Genomic DNA, 17,032 nt, shown 5'->3' on the forward strand with positions numbered 1-17,032 from the left:
AGACTATCGGGGGTTCATGAGCGGCGAGGCCGAATTCTTCAACGAGATGCGCGAACCCGACGGATCGGTTCGCGATGCCTACGCCGACTATTGCGGCTGGTTCAACGACCAGGACAGCAAGCTGCTGAAGCGCAAGCACGCGGAGGCCGAAACCAACTTCCGCAAGACCGGCATTACCTTCAACGTCTATGGCGAGGACGAGGCGGAAGAGCGCCTCATCCCCTTCGACATGGTCCCGCGCATCATCACGGCGGGCGAATGGCGTCGCCTCACGCGCGGCATCGAACAGCGCGTGTCCGCGCTCAATGCCTTCATGCACGACCTCTACCACAGGCAGGAAATCGTGCGCGCCGGACGCCTGCCGCAGCGCCTGCTGCGCGACAACGAGGCGTGGCTGCCCAACATGGTCGGCTTCACGCCGCCGGGCGGGGTCTACACCCATATCGTCGGCATTGACCTCGTGCGCACGGGGCCGGACGAGTTCTTCGTGCTGGAAGACAATGCTCGCACGCCATCGGGTGTCAGCTACATGCTGGAAAATCGCGAAACCATGATGGCGATGTTCCCCGAGCTCTTCCTGCGCTGCCCAGTCGAGAGCGTTTCGGATTATCCGCGCCGCCTTGCCAAGAGCCTTGCCGCCTGCGCGCCCGATTGCGCGGGCGACAAGCCGGTGGTCGCGGTGCTGACGCCGGGCATCTACAATTCCGCCTATTTCGAACACGCCTTCCTCGCCGACCAGATGGGCGCGGAGCTGGTGGAGGGCAGCGACCTGCGCGTCGTCGATGGCCGCGTCGCGATGCGTACGACCAGCGGCTACAAGGCTGTCGACGTCATCTATCGCCGCGTGGACGATGAATTCCTCGATCCGCTCACGTTCAATCCCGACAGCATGCTCGGCGTGCCGGGGATCATGGATGTGTACCGCGCGGGCGGGGTAACCATTGCCAACGCGCCGGGTACGGGTGTGTGCGACGACAAGGCGATTTATTCCTTCATGCCCGAAATCGTCGAGTTCTACACCGGCGAGAAGCCCTTGCTGCCGAATGTGGAAACGTGGCGTTGCGCAGACGAGGACAGCCTGAAATATGTCCTCGACAACCTCGGCGAGCTGGTCGTGAAGGAAGTGCACGGTTCGGGCGGTTACGGCATGCTGGTCGGTCCCGCCTCGACCAAGAAGGAAATCGAGGACTTCCGCGCCAAGCTGGTCGACAACCCCTCGAACTACATCGCTCAGCCGACGCTTTCGCTCTCGACCTGCCCGATCTTCACCAAGAAGGGCCTCGCGCCGCGCCATGTGGACCTGCGCCCCTTTGTGCTGGTCTCGCCCGACAAGATCGACATCACGCCCGGCGGCCTGACCCGCGTAGCGCTGAAGGAAGGCTCCCTGGTCGTGAATTCGAGCCAGGGCGGCGGCACGAAAGATACCTGGGTGCTCAAGGACTGATGCTGGGAAGAACCGCCAACGGACTGTTCTGGATGTTCCGCTATCTCGAGCGGGCCGAGAATACCGCGCGGCTGATCGACGCAGGGCTGCGCATGGCACTAACCCGCGACCTCGTCACTGCTGAAGAGGAATGGCGCTCTGTGATCGCCACCGCGGGGCAGCGCGCTGGCTACGAGGCCAAGCACGGCACCTACACCGGTAACCAGACCTGGAATTACATGCTGCGAGAGAAGGGTAACTCGTCATCGGTGCTGTCGATGTTCAGCCTCGTGCGACAGAACGCACGGCTGGCGCGCAACGCCATCAGCGGCGAATTGTGGGAAGCGATCAACGAGAACTGGCTAGTGATCGAGGACCAGCTGTCCAAGCCCGTGGGCGAGAACCGCGTACTCGATACGGTAGCGACGATCCGCCGTGCCGGTACAATGGCACATGGCGCACTGGCCGGGTCCATGCTGCGCGACGAAGGCTATCACTTCGCGCGCGCGGGCACCTTTATCGAGCGGGCCGACAGTATCGCGCGCATCCTCGACATCAAGTACTACCTCCTGCTGCCTTCGCTCTCCTATGTCGGGTCCAGCCTCGATACGGGACAATGGGACCAGGTGCTCCGGTCGGTTTCGGGCGACCGCGCCTACCGCTGGCTCAACGCAGGCCAGATCGATGCACGCGGGATCTGCGAATTCCTGATCCTCGACGAGAGTTTCCCGCGCAGCCTCGCCTTCTGCTATTGTGCGCTGCGAGACGACCTCGCCGCCCTTGCGCGCCTGCACGGCAGCGAAGGCCACAGCAACATGCTGATGCGCGATGCCGATACGCGACTGACCGAACTGACCATCGACGACATCTTCGATCAGGGCCTGCACGAATTCCTCGTGGAATTCACCGCGAACAATGCTTCGATCGCCGATGCCATTGCCAACGACTACAGGTTCCTTGTCTGATGCGCCTCTCGATCCGCCATACGACCCGCTACCGTTTCGACCAGCCCGTGGTGCACGCATTGCAGCGGCTGCGGCTGGTGCCCAAGCAGACGCAGGGGCAGGAAATCCTCGACTGGTCGATGGAATACGAGAACGCCCGCGAGGAACTGCAGTTCGAGGATCAGCACCATAACACCACAACTCTGGTGTCGGTCGAACAGGGCACGCGCGAGGTCACGATTACCTGCAGGGGCAGGGTCGACACGCACGACCATGCCGGTGTTATCGGACAGCACGCGGGGCATCTGCCCCTGTGGAGCTTCCTCACGCAGAGCAAGCTTACCCGCCCTGGTCCGGGCATGCGCAAGTTCATCGGCGAAATGCGCAAGTCCGACGCAGACCGGCTGGAAATGCTGCACGAGCTTTCGCGCGCGATCCTGGGCCGGGTGGAATATACGATCGGAGCCACTCATCCCGGCACTTCGGCAGAGGAAAGCTTCGCCGCGCGCGCAGGGGTCTGCCAGGACCATGCGCACATCTTCATCGGCAGTGCGCGGGCCATGGACATCCCGGCGCGCTATGTCTCCGGCTACCTGATGATGAATGATCGCGTCGAACAGGACGCGACCCACGCCTGGGCAGAAGCCTATGTCGAAGGGCTTGGCTGGGTGGGCTTCGACGTGTCCAACGGGATCTCCCCCGATACGCGCTATGTCAGGGTTGCCACGGGGCGGGATTATCGCGATGCCGCGCCGGTGACGGGCATCAGCTTCGGCAATACGACCCAGGTGCTCGAAGTCGACGTGGCGGTCGAACAGCAGCAAGTGCAGCAGTAATCGCGAGAGTGGACCGGGAATGACCTATTGCGTGGGAATGGTGCTCGAAAAGGGCCTCGTCCTGATGAGCGACACCCGCACCAATTCAGGCGTCGACAACATCTCGGTCTTCCGCAAGATGTTCACCTGGCAGGTCCCGGGCGAACGGATCATTACGCTGATGACGGCGGGCAATCTCGCCACGACGCAGGCAGTCATCAGCCAGCTCGAAGAACGCGCGAAGGAACCGGACGAGCGCGACAACGCGATCCTCAAGTCGCCGACCATGTTCCAGGTGGCGACCGAAATCGGGCGACTGCTGCGCGACATCATTTCCGAACGGCAGGGCGTGAACGGCGACCGCGGGCATGGCCGCTTTACGGCCTCGATCATTGTCGCAGGCCAGATCAAGGGCATGGAGCCGCGCTTGTTCATGGTCTACCCCGAAGGCAATTTCATCGAGGCCAGCCTCGATACACCCTTCTTCCAGATCGGTGAAACCAAGTACGGCCGCCCCATCATCATCCGCGGCTACGACCGACAGATGAGCCTTGAAGACGGGGTGAAGCTGCTCATGGTCAGTTTTGATTCCACGCTGAAGGCCAATCTCTCGGTCGGCCTGCCGCTCGACCTGCAAGTCATCGAACGCGACAGCTACGAGTCCAGCCACCAGCACCGCGTGACCCATGACGACCCCTATTTCCAGGCAATTTCGTCGAGCTGGGGTGACGCGCTCAAGAACGCGTTTCACTCGCTTCCCGACTACAGTTTCTACTTCGAGGACTAAGCACGGAGAAGTACATCCGGTGCGGGTGGAGTTTTCGGTGAGGAATCCCGCCAGAGTTCCAGTCTTTACGGAAGTATTCGCTCCGCATCCGTAGTTTTACGGAATGCGCATTCTTCCCTAGGGTGGCAAAGTTCTCCTTATGGAACAACAGCATACCCTTCACATCGTCGACGGCTCCAGCAGGGCGCGGGCAGAGCAGGCGCATCTCGGCTTCGACATCGGACACCACTGCGAAGTCTATGCGGATGTCGATGAACTCATCGCCGCCGCACCGGACAGGGGCGTGGTCATCGCCTGCGACGAAGAGGGGCGCGGTTCGGTCGCCCAGGTGTTGAGGCGGCTGGCGTATGCAGGACTATGGCTGCCCGTGGTCGCCACATCGTCGGACCCGCGGCCCGGCCGGGTGGTGGCAGCGATCAAGGCTGGCGCGCTCGATTACCTTCGCCTCCCGCTGCAGGTCGAACGCCTCGCCGAAACGGTGGTGCGCATTGCAGAGGAAGCGGAAGCCTATGGCATTGCGCGCCGCAAGATGATCGACGCCCGCAATCGCCTGGCCACACTGTCACCACGCGAGCGGGAAGTGCTCGACTGGCTGGCGGAAGGGCGGAGCAACAAGATGATCGCGCGCGAGCTCGCAATCAGTCCGCGCACGGTCGAAATCCACCGCGCCAACATGATGAGCAAGCTGGGCGCACATCACGCCGCTGAGGCTGTCAGGTTGCGTATCGAAGCGCATCTGGATGGCGTGCAGGCGAGTTTCGCCTAGCTATTGCAAAAGAGCCCACGGGTCGCACCAAGGGCCGCTTATCGGCAGAAACTCCCGCTACCGAATTCCAGGTGCAGGTGATCGCGGTGCGCCGCGTTGTAATCCGGACCAAGCACGGTCCCGAAGCGCTTGCAGGCGCTGGCATGGACGGTGCGCAGGAATTCGCGTTCCTCGCGCGATGCGCTCCACCCTTCCTTTACCGTGATCCGCCGCCCGTCGGCCAGGACGAAGCCGGACACGTCGACGGCGTGCGCGCGCGAATGGGCGGACAGGCGGTTCGTTCCCGCAACATTGCGGCAGGCGTAGCTGCCGAAAGTCTCGATCCGGGCAAGCCCGCTGCCGAGGATCTGCCGCGCTGCGCGGTCGACGCCGAAACGCGCCCATGCGGCAAAATCGTTCGCAACCGGACAGGCGACGGAGGGGAGATTGGTGACACCGAAGCTCGAGCCGTCGCCCGCCAGCTGGTCGAGGCTTACAGTGTTCGAAGTGGAACAGCCGCCCGCCTGCAATTTGTCGGGCAGGGGCGAAAAACGCGCACCCGACTTGCCCAAGTCGGCCAGGCATTGCCGCCCTTCGGCGGACTGCAGGATCGGGGCAGTCGAAACGGGGCCGGCCTTGATCGGCGCCTCGCTGCGGCGATCGGGCACCATGCCGCACGACGCGGCAAGCAGCGATACGGCGATTGCGGCAAGAGACCCGATCCTCATCGCACCAGAGGATACATCGTGCCCGAATCGCGGGCAAGCGACTGATTATTCGGGTGCGGCGAGCTGTTGCCAGAGTTCGATCTTCACCCCGTTAGGGTCGAGCAGCCAGGCGAACTTGCCGTAGCCTTCGTCCACCTCGTCGAGCACGTCGACACCCTTGGCGCGAAGCTGGGCCACGAAGCCGTCGAGATCGTCCACGCGAAGGTTGATCATGAAGCTGGCCGAACCCGGCTTAAGGTAACTGTCGTCCTTGAAGTGGCTGATGAGCGAATAGGGCTGCTCACAGGTTTCCTCGCTCCAGCGGAGCATGGGGCCATAGTCGCCGTCGATACCCAGCGTGTCGCGATACCAGGCGCGTGTCGCCTCGGGGTCGTCGACCACGTAGAATACGCCGCCAAGGCCGGTGATCTTCGCCATATCCGCCTCCTTCGTCAGGCGACCGCCTGCTTGCCGTCCGGCGCCGTCGCCTTGCTGACCAGCCAGATGGCGAGCCATGCCGCAATGAAGCCCGGCACGATCTCATACAGGCCGCCATCGAATCCGGGAAGCTGCGCATTCCAGCCCAGTGCAATCCACGCCGCGACCACCGCCGCACCGGTGACGAGACCCGCCACGGCACCTGCGCCCGTCATGCGGTCCCAGGTCAGCGACAGGATAATGAGCGGACCGAAGGCCGCGCCGAAGCCTGCCCAGGCATTCGACACGAGGCCGAGCACCTGGCTTTCGGGATCGCGCGCGATCCAGATTGCCGCCAGTGCCACTAGCGCGACGCAGATGCGGCCCACGTTGACGCTCTCGCGCTCGCCCGCTTCCTTGCGGAAGAACAGCTTGTAGAAATCCTCCGTCAGCGACGAGGATGCGACCAGCAATTGCGAGCTGATCGTCGACATGATCGCGGCCAGCAGCGCTGCGAGCAGGAAGCCGGTGACCAGCGGGTGGAACAGCAGGTTCGCAAGGACGATGAAGATCGTCTCCGGATCGTCGATCACCAGCCCGTTGCGCTCGACATAGGCGCGGCCCGCAATGCCGATGCCGATCGCCCCGATCAGGGCAACACCCATCCAGGTCATGCCGATATTGCGCGCGGTCCTGACCTCTTCCACCGAGCGAACGGCCATGAAGCGCACGATGATGTGCGGCTGGCCGAAATAGCCCAGGCCCCAGGTCACCGCGCTGATGAAGCCAAGTGCGGTCAGGCCCTGCGTCAGGCTGAGGAAGCCGTCGACCGGCACCTGCGTCAGCGATCCGCCCGCACTGCCCCCGGGGCCGAACATGATGACAAGCGGCATGATGACGAGCGCGGTCACCATGATGAGACCCTGCACGAAGTCGGTCAGGCTGACGGCGAGGAAACCGCCGACCATGGTATAGGCCAGCACGACGAGGCAGGTGATCCAGATGCCGAGCATGTAATCGCTCATCCCCACATCGGGCAGCAGGCCGGCAAAGCTCGTCTCGAACAGCTTGCCCCCGCCGACGAGGCCGGCGGCCGTGTAGACGGAGAAAAAGACCACCACGATCAGCGCGGAAATGACGCGCAGCGCGACTGCCTTGTCGGGGAAGCGGTTGGCGAGGAATTCGGGGATGGTCAGGGCATTGCCGAGGTCCTGCGTCTGCTTGCGCAGGCGCGGGGCCACGATCAGCCAGTTGAAATAGGCGCCCACGAACAGACCGATCCCGATCCACGCCTCGACCAGGCCTGCAGCGTAAAGCGCGCCGGGCAGGCCGAGCAGCAGCCAGCCGCTCATGTCGGATGCGCCTGCGGACAGCGCTGCCACCGACGGGGGCAGGTTGCGTCCGGCGAGGAGGTATCCCTCGCTCGTGTCGGTCGAGCGCCGCCAGGCCCACAGGCCGATGGCAAGCATGAGGATGAAATAAAGGGCGAGAGAAATCAGTGTTCCGGTCTGCATGGCGAGGCAGGTAACAAATGCAACCGGCTTTGGCCAATCTTCTGTCTGCCGCTGCGCATCTGTGCGGCCGTCCTCGCTGTTCCGTGCAAATGCAGAGATGAAAAGATATATTTTATGGGAACATAATCTCCACAAGCAGGTTCGGACTCTTGAATTTATTAAGGGTCGTATCGATGAAAAAAATTATTAGTATTATTTCCGCATCCGTCGGTTTTATTTCAGCTCCCGCAGTAGCGCAGGAGGTGCCGACCGACACCTACGATGGATTCTACATCGGGGCAGCGCTCGGCGGCGACTTCGTCGACGATGCCAGGGATGATCGCTTGGTTTTCGATACCGACGGGAATGGGGCTTTCAACGATAACGTGCGCACCGCGACAGGCGCGAATGCGTTCTCGCCCGGATTTTGTGCCGGTGATGCAAACGGCGCGCGCTTCACGGATGGTTGCGGTGATGACGAGGCCGGTCTCGGTTATTCGGTACGCCTCGGCTATGACCAGCGCATCGGGAACTCCCCGCTCGTCGCGGGTTTTCTCGTCGAAGGGGAAATGAGCAACGCAACCGATTATACGACCGGTTTCAGCACGACACCCGCGAGCTACACCTTCGCTAGGGAACTGGACAAATCCATCGCCTTGCGTGGACGGATCGGAGCATCGCCGGGCGATGGACGCGGTCTGATCTACGCCACGGGCGGGTTCGCTTACGGCCAGATCGACCACGAGTTTTTTACGACCAACGGGGTCAACACCTTCGAGGTAGTGGACGGCGACAAGTGGCAATTTGGTGCGCAGTTCGGCGGCGGTGCCGAAGTGATGGTCACTAGCGGTGTCACCTTCGGCATTGAATATCTGTATTCCAGCTACGACGATGATGACGCCTATGTCGCAGTCGGCCAGGGTAGCGCGCCGGCTACCAACCCCTTCGTTCTCCGGAATGGTGGCACAGACTTGAAAACGAACGCGGGCGATTTCGACAAGCACAGCGTCAGGGCCACGATCGGCTACCGTTTCTGAGGCTCATACCCTCCAACTGAAAAAGGGCCGCTTCGATGGAAGCGGCCCTTTCTTATTGTGGCTGACTATGACTGCGCGGCGCGCTTGGCGCGCTTGCGCTCGTGCGGATCGAGGATGGCCTTGCGCAGGCGGATGCTTTCCGGCGTCACTTCGACCATTTCGTCATCGTCGATATAGGCGATCGCCTGTTCGAGCGTCATGACGCGCGGCGGGGTGAGGCGGATGGCGTCGTCCTTGCCGGTCGAACGGAAGTTCGTCAGCTGCTTCGACTTCATCGGGTTCACTTCGAGATCGTCCGGCTTGGCGTTTTCGCCGATGATCATGCCTTCATAGATCTTCGCGCCGCCACGGATGAACAGCTCGCCGCGTTCTTCCAGCGCATTGAGTGCGTAAGGTACGGCTTCACCCGGGACCATCGAGATGAGGACGCCGTTCTGGCGGCCTTCGATCGGCCCGCGATAGGTGTCGTACTTCTCGAACAGGCGGTTCATGATGCCCGTGCCGCGCGTGTCGGACAGGAATTCGCCGTGATAGCCGATCAGGCCGCGCGAGGGGGCCGAGAAGGTGATGCGGGTCTTGCCCGAACCCGAGGGACGCATCTCGGTAAGTTCGGCCTTACGGCGCTGCATCTTCTCCACGACCGTGCCGGAGTGTTCGTCGTCGACGTCGATGACGACCGTCTCGAACGGCTCCATGCGCTGGCCGTTTTCTTCACGGAACAGCACGCGCGGGCGGCTGATGCCGAGTTCGAAGCCTTCGCGGCGCATCGTTTCGATGAGCACGCCCAGCTGCAGTTCGCCGCGACCGGCGACTTCGAAGCTGTCCTTATCCGCGCTCTCGGTGATGCGGATGGCGACGTTGGTTTCCGCCTCGCGGTAGAGACGGTCGCGGATCATGCGGCTCGTCACCTTGCTGCCTTCGCGGCCCGCGAGCGGGCTGTCGTTGACGGCAAAGCGCATGGCCAGCGTCGGCGGATCGATCGGCTGCGCTTCGATCGGCGTCTTCACGCTGGGATCGGCGATGGTGTTGGCAACGGTCGCCTTTTCGAGGCCCGCGAGGGCGATGATGTCGCCCGCCTGCGCGCTGTCGACCGGCACGCGGTCGAGGCCGTCGAACGACAGCAGCTTGGTCGCGCGACCGACTTCGAGGACGTTGCCCTGCGCATCAAGCGCGTGGATCGGGTCGTTGAGCTTGATCGTGCCCGACTGGACGCGGCCCGTGAGCACGCGGCCCATAAAGTTGTCGCGGTCGAGCAGGGTGGCGAGGAAGCTGAACGGCGCATCGACATCGAGGCCGGGGGCCGGCACGTGGTCGACGATCAGCTTGAACAGCGGCTCGAGATCGCCCGAACGCGCGGTTTCGTCGTCGCTGGCATACCCGTCGCGGCCCGAAGCCCACAGGCTCGGGAAGTCGAGCTGCTCGTCATTTGCATCGAGCGAGGCAAACAGGTCGAACACTTCGTCCAGCACTTCCTGCGGGCGCGCGTCGCCGCGGTCGATCTTGTTCACGACCACGATCGGGCGCAGGCCGAGGCCCAGCGCCTTGCCGGTGACGAACTTGGTCTGCGGCATCGGGCCTTCGGCGCTGTCGACCAACAGGATGACGCCGTCGACCATGCTGAGGATACGTTCCACCTCGGCGCCGAAGTCGGCGTGGCCGGGCGTGTCGACGATGTTGATGCGCGTGCCGTTCCATTCGACGCTGGTGCACTTGGCGAGAATTGTGATCCCGCGTTCCTTTTCCAGGTCGTTCGAGTCCATCGCACGCTCTTCGATCCGCTGGTTTTCGCGGAAAGTGCCGGATTGGCGGAAGAGCTGGTCGACGAGCGTGGTCTTGCCGTGGTCGACGTGGGCGATGATCGCCACGTTGCGGAGGTCGCGGGACATTGATGTGCTTTCTTATGGGTGTCGTAGCGGCGGCACGGATTCGGCCTGCGCCAATTCGTGCGCGCCCCTAGCCGAGATGGTGCATTGCGGCAAGCATCGCGAACTGTTGCGTGAATGGCACACAGCGCATCGCGCTGCGAATAGACCTGCCTAAATGCTTGTCGCAAAACGGGCTGGACAATAATTCGGCGCCAGCCTGCGTGATTTTGGGGACTGCGCGGCAGACCAGAACACGTTCTTGAGAGAGGATTTACTCGATGAATTTCATTCGTACCGGCCACAAGACGGCCGTTCGTACCGCCCTGCTGGCAGGTGCCGCAGCGCTCGCGCTGCCCGGCGCCGCCATCGCGCAGGACGCCGATGCTGACGAGGACGTGGCGGCCGAAGAAGAAGCCGACAGCAACGTCATCATCGTTACCGCCACCAAGCGCGAACAGACGCTGCAGGAAATCCCTGTCGCCGTCAGCGTCACCACCGCCGAAACGATCGAGCGCGCGCAGATCCGCGACCTCGGCGACCTGCAGACCCAGGTTCCCTCGCTCCGCGTGAACCAGCTGCAGAGCTCGGCCAACACCAACTTCCTCATCCGCGGCTTCGGCAACGGCGCGAACAATGCCGGTATCGAACCGTCGGTCGGCGTGTTCGTGGACGGCGTCTATCGCAGCCGTACCGCCTCGCAGATCACCGACCTGCCCGACGTGCAGCGCATCGAAGTCCTGCGCGGTCCCCAGTCGACCCTGTTCGGCAAGAACGCCAGCGCGGGCGTCATCTCGATCGTCACCAGGGAACCGCAGTTCGACTTCGGCGGCGCGGTCGAGCTGAGCTACGGCAATTACAACGCGATCGTTGGCAAGGGCTATGTCACCGGCCCGCTCTCCGACAACTTCGCCTTCAGCCTCGCCGGCGGCATCAACAAGCGCGACGGTTACCTCACCGACATCGGCACCGGCAACGACGTCAACAACCGTGACCGCTGGTTCGGCCGCGGTCAGCTGCTGTTCGATAACGCCGATGCCCTCAAGGTCCGCATCATCGCCGATTACGACAAGATCGATGAAAACTGCTGCGGCGTCATCAACCTCCAGCAGAGCGCCGCAACGCAGGCGATCTTCGCGCTGGGCGGCCAGCTGAGCGATGCGAACGATCCCTTCGCCGACATCGTTTCGGTGAACTTCGATTCCAGCAACGACATCGAGAACAAGGGTATTTCGGGCCAGATCGATTACGATCTCGGTGCCTTCACCCTGACCTCGATCACCGCCTATCGTGAAAGCGACCTCGCCACGGACCAGGATTCGGACTTCACCACCACCGACCTGATCGGCCGCAACTTCGCCGACACCGGCCTCGAAACCTTCACGCAGGAACTGCGCGTTTCGGGCGAAATCGGCGACCGTCTCGGTGTCCTGCTCGGCGCGTTCTACTTCAACGAGAGCATCGAGCAGACCAACCAGCTGTTCTACGGCCAGGACTTCCGTGAATACGCGAACCTCCTGATCGCCCCGCAGCTGGCCGCGCTTGGCCCGAACGACCTCGCGATCCTCGACCTCGAAGCGACCATCGGCGCGCTGACCGGCCGCAACCTCATCGGCCAGTTCTTCGCTCCGGGTACCGGCCTGACCGAAGCCTACACGCTCGACAACGAAGCGCTGTCGCTGTTCGGGCAGTTCGACTTCGAAATCACCGACGGCCTGACCCTGACGCTGGGTGCCAACTGGACGAAGGACGACAAGGAAATCACCACCAATGTGATCTCCAACGACGTCTTCTCGGGTCTCGACCTCGTCGGCGTGGGCAACACCGCCATCTTCGCACAGGGCCTCGCCACGCAGGTCGGCTCGCTGCTGATGCTTGGCCGCCCCGCAACGCAGGCGGAAATCGGTGCCTTCGCCGCCGGCAACCCCGCTGCCTTCGCGCAGGTTTCGGCAGGCGTGCAGGCTTTTGCCGATGCGAACGACACCAACCCGGCCGTGAACCCGCTGCTGGCCCTCCAGCCGCTGCAGTTCCTGCCGCCCTTCCTCAATGTTCCGAACGCGGTGGAAGACGGCACGACCGGCGACGACGACTGGAGCTGGACCGCACGCCTGGCCTACGACGTCTCGCCCTCGCTCAACATGTATGTGAGTTATGCGACCGGCTTCAAGGCAAGCTCGTTCAACCTGTCGCGTGACAGCCGTCCGCTGCAGAGCGACCTGCCTGCCATCATCGCGGCCGGTATCAACCCGGTGAACCTGTCGACCGGTTCGCGTTTCGCGGGTCCGGAAGAAACCGAGGTCATCGAGCTCGGCTTCAAGGGTAACTGGGACTACGCCTCGGCCAACCTCACGTTCTTCAACCAGAAGATCGACGGCTTCCAGTCGAACATCTTCACCGGCACGGGCTTCGCGCTGGCGAACGCCGGTCTGCAGGAAACCTTCGGTGTGGAATTCGACGGTAACGTCCGTCCGACCGACGACCTGACCTTCACCGTCGCCTTCACCTACCTCGACCCGGAATACGTGAGCTTCACCAACAGCTCGATCGGCGATCTTTCGGGCCGCACGGTTGCAGGCATCTCGCAGCTCTCCGCGAGCTTCGGCATGCTCTACGACAAGGAAGTGAACGATGCGGGCGATCGCATCATCTTCGCGACCAACTACTACTACGAAGCGCCGGTCCAGGTCGCTGACGGCCTGCCGGGCTTCGTCAGCGGCGGCCAGGAAGCGGCCTTCGCTGCTGCCCGTCCGTTCCGTCGTGAAGTGGACGAGCTGTCGGCCAGCCTGACCTATGCCTTCGACATGGGTCTCGAACTCAGCATCTGGGGCCGCAACCTGCTCGACGACCGTTACATCACGACGATCTTCGACTCGGTCGCCCAGTCGCGGTCGATCTCGGGCTATCCGAACCAGCCGCGCACCTACGGCGCTGCGGTGAAGTACAAGTTCTAAATACAATCCATTCGGATATATAATTGGAAAGGGGGCTTTATCGCCCCCTTTCTTTTTGCCTGAAAGAAGAACGAATTATTTACTTGTGAATTTGTATTTCCTGCGAATTCTGGAGGGGAATACAATGGAATACATGCTTCTTCCTTATGCCCGGTTCTTCGAATTCGGTGGCAGGTCGACCCGGATGGAATACTGGATGTTCACGCTGTTCTTCTGCGTGGTCATGCTGGTCATCCTGATCGCGGGCGGCGCTTTCGATTCCTTCCTGTTCGGACAGGCCTATGTCGAACCGGACCTCGAATCTGCCGGGCTTGGCCTGCTGGTCTTCGGCCTGTTCCTGCTGGTTTCGCTGATCCCCATGCTCGCATTGACGATCCGGCGGTTCCACGATGTCGGACTGTCCGGCTGGCTGTATCTCGGCCTCGCACTGCTCTCGCTCGTCCCGTTCGTTGGCTGGCTGGCGTCGATAGGGATCTTCGTAATCACCGTGCTGCCGAGCGATCGCAGCGACAACCAGTGGGGCGACAATCCCCACGGGCTGGGCCTCGACCATCGTTATGGCCTGCGCGAGGAGTATCGCGCTGGGAAGGGCGTGCGGTACCGCTAGAGCGCGCGCAGCGCCTGCGCCGGCCTGGCGCGGAGCAGCGGCAGCGAGGCACCGACCGCAAAGGCGAGCACGACCGCCAGGCCGAGGCCAAGGACGGCAAGGATCTCGCCCCAGTCGGGCAGCCAGTCGAATTCGAACAGCTGGGTGATGACCAGCCAAGCGGTCAGGCTGCCGAGGCCGAGTGCGACCAGCGCCAGCGCTCCTGCCAGCAAGCCGTATTCGATCAGCTGCATGGTCAGTACCTGCCGCCGGTCGGCGCCAAGGACACGCAGCACGACCGTATCGTAGGTGCGCGATGCCCGTGCCGCAGCGATGGCGCCAAGCAGAACAGCAAGCCCGGCAAGGACCGCGACGCTCGCCGCTGCCAGGGTGGCCAGGCCGACCTGTTCGAGGATCGTGCGCGCCTGCTGCAACACGCCGCCCACTTCGATGACCGAGCTCGACGGAAATTCGCTTACCAGTGTCTGCAGCAGCGGACCGGTCGGCGTGCCTTCGCGGAGCTCGACAGTTGCGGCGAGGTTGTGGGGCGTGTCGCGCAGGGCATTGGGGCTGAGCACGAAGACGTAGTTGAAGCCCATGCTTTCCCAGTCGATCCGGCGGGTATTCGCGATCCGCGCATTCACTTCGACGCCGAGCACGCCGAAGGTCAGATAGTCGCCGATTTCGAGGCCGGCCGCCCGGGCAAATTCCTCGTCGATGGATACCAGCGGCTCGCCGTCGTACATCTGGCCCCACCATTCGCCGTCCGTCACCGAATTGCCGTCCGGCACCGTGTCCGAATAGGTCAGGCCGCGTTCTCCGCGCAGCGCCCAGGCACCGTCGGGAATTTCCTCCAGCGTGGCCGTGCGGGTCATGTTGTCCTTGGCCCCGAAGGCGAGAACGGCTCCGCGCAGGGCAGGAACGGTGCGGATCTTAGCTTCCGGGTCCGTCTCGTGGACGAGAGCGTGGAACTGCGCCTCGCTCTCGCGCGGGATGTCGAGCACGAAATAGTCGGGCGCCTGCGCCGGAACGCGCTTCTCGATATTGCCGTCGATGGCGCTCTGTACCGCCGCCAGCAGGACAAAGGCTGCCAGCCCGAAGCCGAGGGCGGTGACCAGCGCGCCGGTGCTGGAGCCCGGGCGATGGATATTGGCAAGCGCCGCGCGGGCGACCGGACTCGCCGGGCGGGGCAGGGCGGCGGCGACAGCGCGGATCGTCCAGCCGAGCGCTGCAAGCAGGCCGAGAACCACCGCAGCACCGGCTAGGAAGCCGCCCGACAACAAAGGCTGCTGCGCGGTGACAAGCGCCAGGCCTACGATCGCCGCGAGTCCCGCGAGCACGACCAGCAGTGCGGACTTGTCTCGGGCCAAGGGAGCCACGCGGGCCCGCATGAGCGCCATCGCAGGGAAATGCCGCGCCCGCATCAGCGGCGGCGCTGCAAACACCAGCGCCACCAGCAGGCCGTAACTGGCTGCGAGCATCAGCGCGCCGGCATCGAATACGAAGCCGGTGTCGACCGGCAGCAGGCCTTCGAGCGCGGTCGCCAGGAGCGGCACAGCAGCAACGCCGACCGCGAGGCCCGCAAGGCTTCCCACCGCGGCGGCGGCCAGTATTTGCAAGGCATAGATGCGCGCGATGTCGCTGCTGGTCGCGCCGAGGATCTTGAGCGTGGCGACCGACTGGCGGCGCGCGTCGAGATAAGAGGAAACGCCCCCGCCGATGCCGATCCCGGCGATAACCAGCGCGGCCAGACCGACGAGAGTGAGGAATTCGCTCATGCGGCTGACGAACCGGTCGGTTCCGGGCGCTGCGCGATCGGCCGTGTCGATGTCGAAACCGGCTTCGGGGAAACGCGCCTTCAGCGCCTCCTCGGTGGCCTCGAGGTCGCGCTGGGCATCGAAGGCGACGCGCGTCTTGCTCTGGTACATGGAGCCGGGCGCAAGCAGGCCTGCGCGCTCCGGCAGGTCTTCCGCAACGATGATCGTCGGGCCGAGCTGGAAGCCTTCGCCCAGACGGTCGGGCTCGTCCTCGATGATGCCTGCGACCTGCAGCGTCTCGGTGCCGATCAGGATGGTATCGCCTGCCGCGACGCCGAGCCGGTCGGCGGCGCCGGGGGCCAGATAGGCCTCGTTCCCCTCGGGCGCGCCGGCAGTCCTGCCTCCGTCCAGCACAAGCGATCCGTAGAGCGGATAGCGCGCGTCGACTGCCTTCAGCTCGATAGGGGCGGCGATGTCGTCCTTGCGGGCCATGGCCTGCAGGCGGGTGCCGGCGGATACCGTGCCCAGTTCCTCCAACGCGGCGCGTTCCTCGTCATTGAGCGAGCGCTGCCACAACTCGATCTGCAGGTCGCCGCCGAGGAATTGCTGGCCGTTCGCTGCCAGTTCGCGCTCGATCGCCGCGGTCAGCGTGCCGATCGCGGCCAGCGCTGCCGTACCCAAGAAAATGCACACCAGCAGCAGACGCAAGCCCTTGAAGCGCGCGTTGAGGTCGCGCCGGGCAATCCGCCATGCCGTGCTCCAGCTCATGCGCGCGCGGTCTTCCCGGCGGTATCGCTGGCGATGCGCCCGTCACCGAGCGTGAGGACGCGGTCGCAGTGGTCGGCCAGTTCCGGATCGTGGGTGATCACGAGCAGGGTCGCACCCGTTTCGGCGCGCCGAGCGAAGAGTAGTTCGACGATCTCGTGGCCGGTCGCCGCATCGAGGTTGCCGGTCGGTTCGTCGGCGAAAATCAGGTCGGGACGCGGCGCGATAGCGCGGGCGATGGCCACGCGCTGCTGTTCGCCGCCCGAAAGCTGCTGCGGATAATGGTCGAGCCGGTGTCCGAGCCCCACAGCCTCCAATTCCGCGCGGGCGCGGGCCTGTGCGTCGGTGTCGCCTGCCAGTTCCATCGGCGTCGCCACGTTTTCGAGAGCGGTCATGGTGGGCAGCAGGTGGAAGGCCTGGAGGACGATGCCGATGCGGCCACGCCGTGCGCGGGCCAGCGCGTCCTCGTCCAGGGCAGCGAAATCCTGTCCCGCAACGCTCAGCGTGCCGCTGGTCGCGCGTTCCAGGCCGGAGAGTACCGCCATGAGCGAACTCTTGCCCGAACCGGACGGGCCGAGCAGGGCCACCGTCTCGCCGCGTGCGATGGTGAGGTCGAGCCCCTTGAGGATTTCCACCGGCGCTTCGGCAGAGCCGAGAGTGAGCCGCAGGTCACGGGCGCAAATCGCGTCTTGAGAAGTCGTCACGCGGCTGCGATGGCAGAAGGCACAACAACTCTCAAGGAA

14 protein-coding genes are annotated in these 17,032 nt (G+C 63.8%); 8 read left to right on the forward strand and 6 right to left on the reverse strand.

Features of this window, described 5'->3' with window-relative positions:
* The first annotated feature begins 16 nt into the window (after positions 1-16).
* The 5 genes from GRI42_RS01515 to GRI42_RS01535 all read left to right on the forward strand — a co-directional run bounded on the left by GRI42_RS01515 (position 17) and on the right by GRI42_RS01535 (position 4,735).
* Positions 17-1,444: a circularly permuted type 2 ATP-grasp protein gene (locus tag GRI42_RS01515; protein ID WP_160606298.1), complete on the forward strand. Its 1,428-nt coding sequence runs from the start codon at positions 17-19 to the stop codon at positions 1,442-1,444.
* The gene (locus tag GRI42_RS01520) at positions 1,444-2,388 is read left to right on the forward strand and encodes an alpha-E domain-containing protein (RefSeq protein ID WP_160606299.1); all 945 of its coding nucleotides are present in this window, start codon (positions 1,444-1,446) and stop codon (positions 2,386-2,388) included. Before GRI42_RS01515 ends, GRI42_RS01520 begins: the two co-directional genes overlap by 1 nt.
* Positions 2,388-3,203, forward strand: a complete 816-nt coding sequence (locus GRI42_RS01525) for a transglutaminase family protein (RefSeq protein WP_160606300.1) — start codon at positions 2,388-2,390, stop codon at positions 3,201-3,203. The genes GRI42_RS01520 and GRI42_RS01525 overlap by 1 nt, the downstream gene beginning before the upstream one ends.
* Positions 3,204-3,222: 19 nt before the next feature.
* The gene (locus GRI42_RS01530) at positions 3,223-3,969 is read left to right on the forward strand and encodes a proteasome-type protease (protein ID WP_160606301.1); all 747 of its coding nucleotides are present in this window, start codon (positions 3,223-3,225) and stop codon (positions 3,967-3,969) included.
* A gap of 139 nt (positions 3,970-4,108) precedes the next feature.
* The gene (locus tag GRI42_RS01535; protein ID WP_160606302.1) at positions 4,109-4,735 is read left to right on the forward strand and encodes a response regulator transcription factor; all 627 of its coding nucleotides are present in this window, start codon (positions 4,109-4,111) and stop codon (positions 4,733-4,735) included.
* 38 nt (positions 4,736-4,773) lie between these two features.
* Here the strand turns inward: GRI42_RS01535 and GRI42_RS01540 are convergent, their stop codons facing one another.
* The 3 genes from GRI42_RS01540 to putP are packed head-to-tail and all read right to left on the reverse strand — an operon-like array spanning position 4,774 to position 7,352.
* Entirely contained in the window at positions 4,774-5,442 is a 669-nt protein-coding gene (locus GRI42_RS01540) for an extensin-like domain-containing protein (RefSeq protein WP_160606303.1), read from the reverse strand.
* 45 nt (positions 5,443-5,487) lie between these two features.
* Positions 5,488-5,859 (reverse strand): VOC family protein, encoded by a 372-nt coding sequence (locus tag GRI42_RS01545; protein WP_160606304.1) that lies wholly within the window; start codon positions 5,857-5,859, stop codon positions 5,488-5,490.
* 14 nt (positions 5,860-5,873) lie between these two features.
* Positions 5,874-7,352 (reverse strand): sodium/proline symporter PutP, encoded by a 1,479-nt coding sequence (gene putP / locus GRI42_RS01550; RefSeq protein ID WP_160606305.1) that lies wholly within the window; start codon positions 7,350-7,352, stop codon positions 5,874-5,876.
* 173 nt (positions 7,353-7,525) lie between these two features.
* On the opposite strand from putP, the gene GRI42_RS01555 reads away from it, so the two are divergent.
* Positions 7,526-8,368, forward strand: a complete 843-nt coding sequence (locus GRI42_RS01555; RefSeq protein ID WP_160606306.1) for an outer membrane protein — start codon at positions 7,526-7,528, stop codon at positions 8,366-8,368.
* A 65-nt stretch (positions 8,369-8,433) separates the two neighbouring features.
* On the opposite strand, the gene typA is transcribed toward GRI42_RS01555, so the two are convergent.
* A complete protein-coding gene (gene typA / locus GRI42_RS01560) occupies positions 8,434-10,254 on the reverse strand; it encodes a translational GTPase TypA (protein ID WP_160606307.1) in 1,821 nt (606 codons plus the stop codon).
* Between the two features lie 257 nt (positions 10,255-10,511).
* On the opposite strand from typA, the gene GRI42_RS01565 reads away from it, so the two are divergent.
* Positions 10,512-13,181, forward strand: coding sequence for a TonB-dependent receptor (locus GRI42_RS01565; RefSeq protein ID WP_160606308.1), 2,670 nt, complete (start codon positions 10,512-10,514; stop codon positions 13,179-13,181).
* 124 nt (positions 13,182-13,305) lie between these two features.
* Entirely contained in the window at positions 13,306-13,788 is a 483-nt protein-coding gene (locus GRI42_RS01570; protein WP_160606309.1) for a DUF805 domain-containing protein, read from the forward strand.
* Here the strand turns inward: GRI42_RS01570 and GRI42_RS01575 are convergent.
* A complete protein-coding gene (locus GRI42_RS01575) occupies positions 13,785-16,292 on the reverse strand; it encodes an ABC transporter permease (protein WP_160606310.1) in 2,508 nt (835 codons plus the stop codon). The genes GRI42_RS01570 and GRI42_RS01575 overlap by 4 nt on opposite strands.
* Positions 16,289-16,993 (reverse strand): ABC transporter ATP-binding protein, encoded by a 705-nt coding sequence (locus GRI42_RS01580; protein WP_160606311.1) that lies wholly within the window; start codon positions 16,991-16,993, stop codon positions 16,289-16,291. The genes GRI42_RS01575 and GRI42_RS01580 overlap by 4 nt, the downstream gene beginning before the upstream one ends.
* Positions 16,994-17,032: the final 39 nt, after the last annotated feature.

Source organism: Qipengyuania gaetbuli (genome assembly GCF_009827315.1).
GTDB classification, from domain to species: Bacteria; Pseudomonadota; Alphaproteobacteria; order Sphingomonadales; family Sphingomonadaceae; genus Qipengyuania; species Qipengyuania gaetbuli.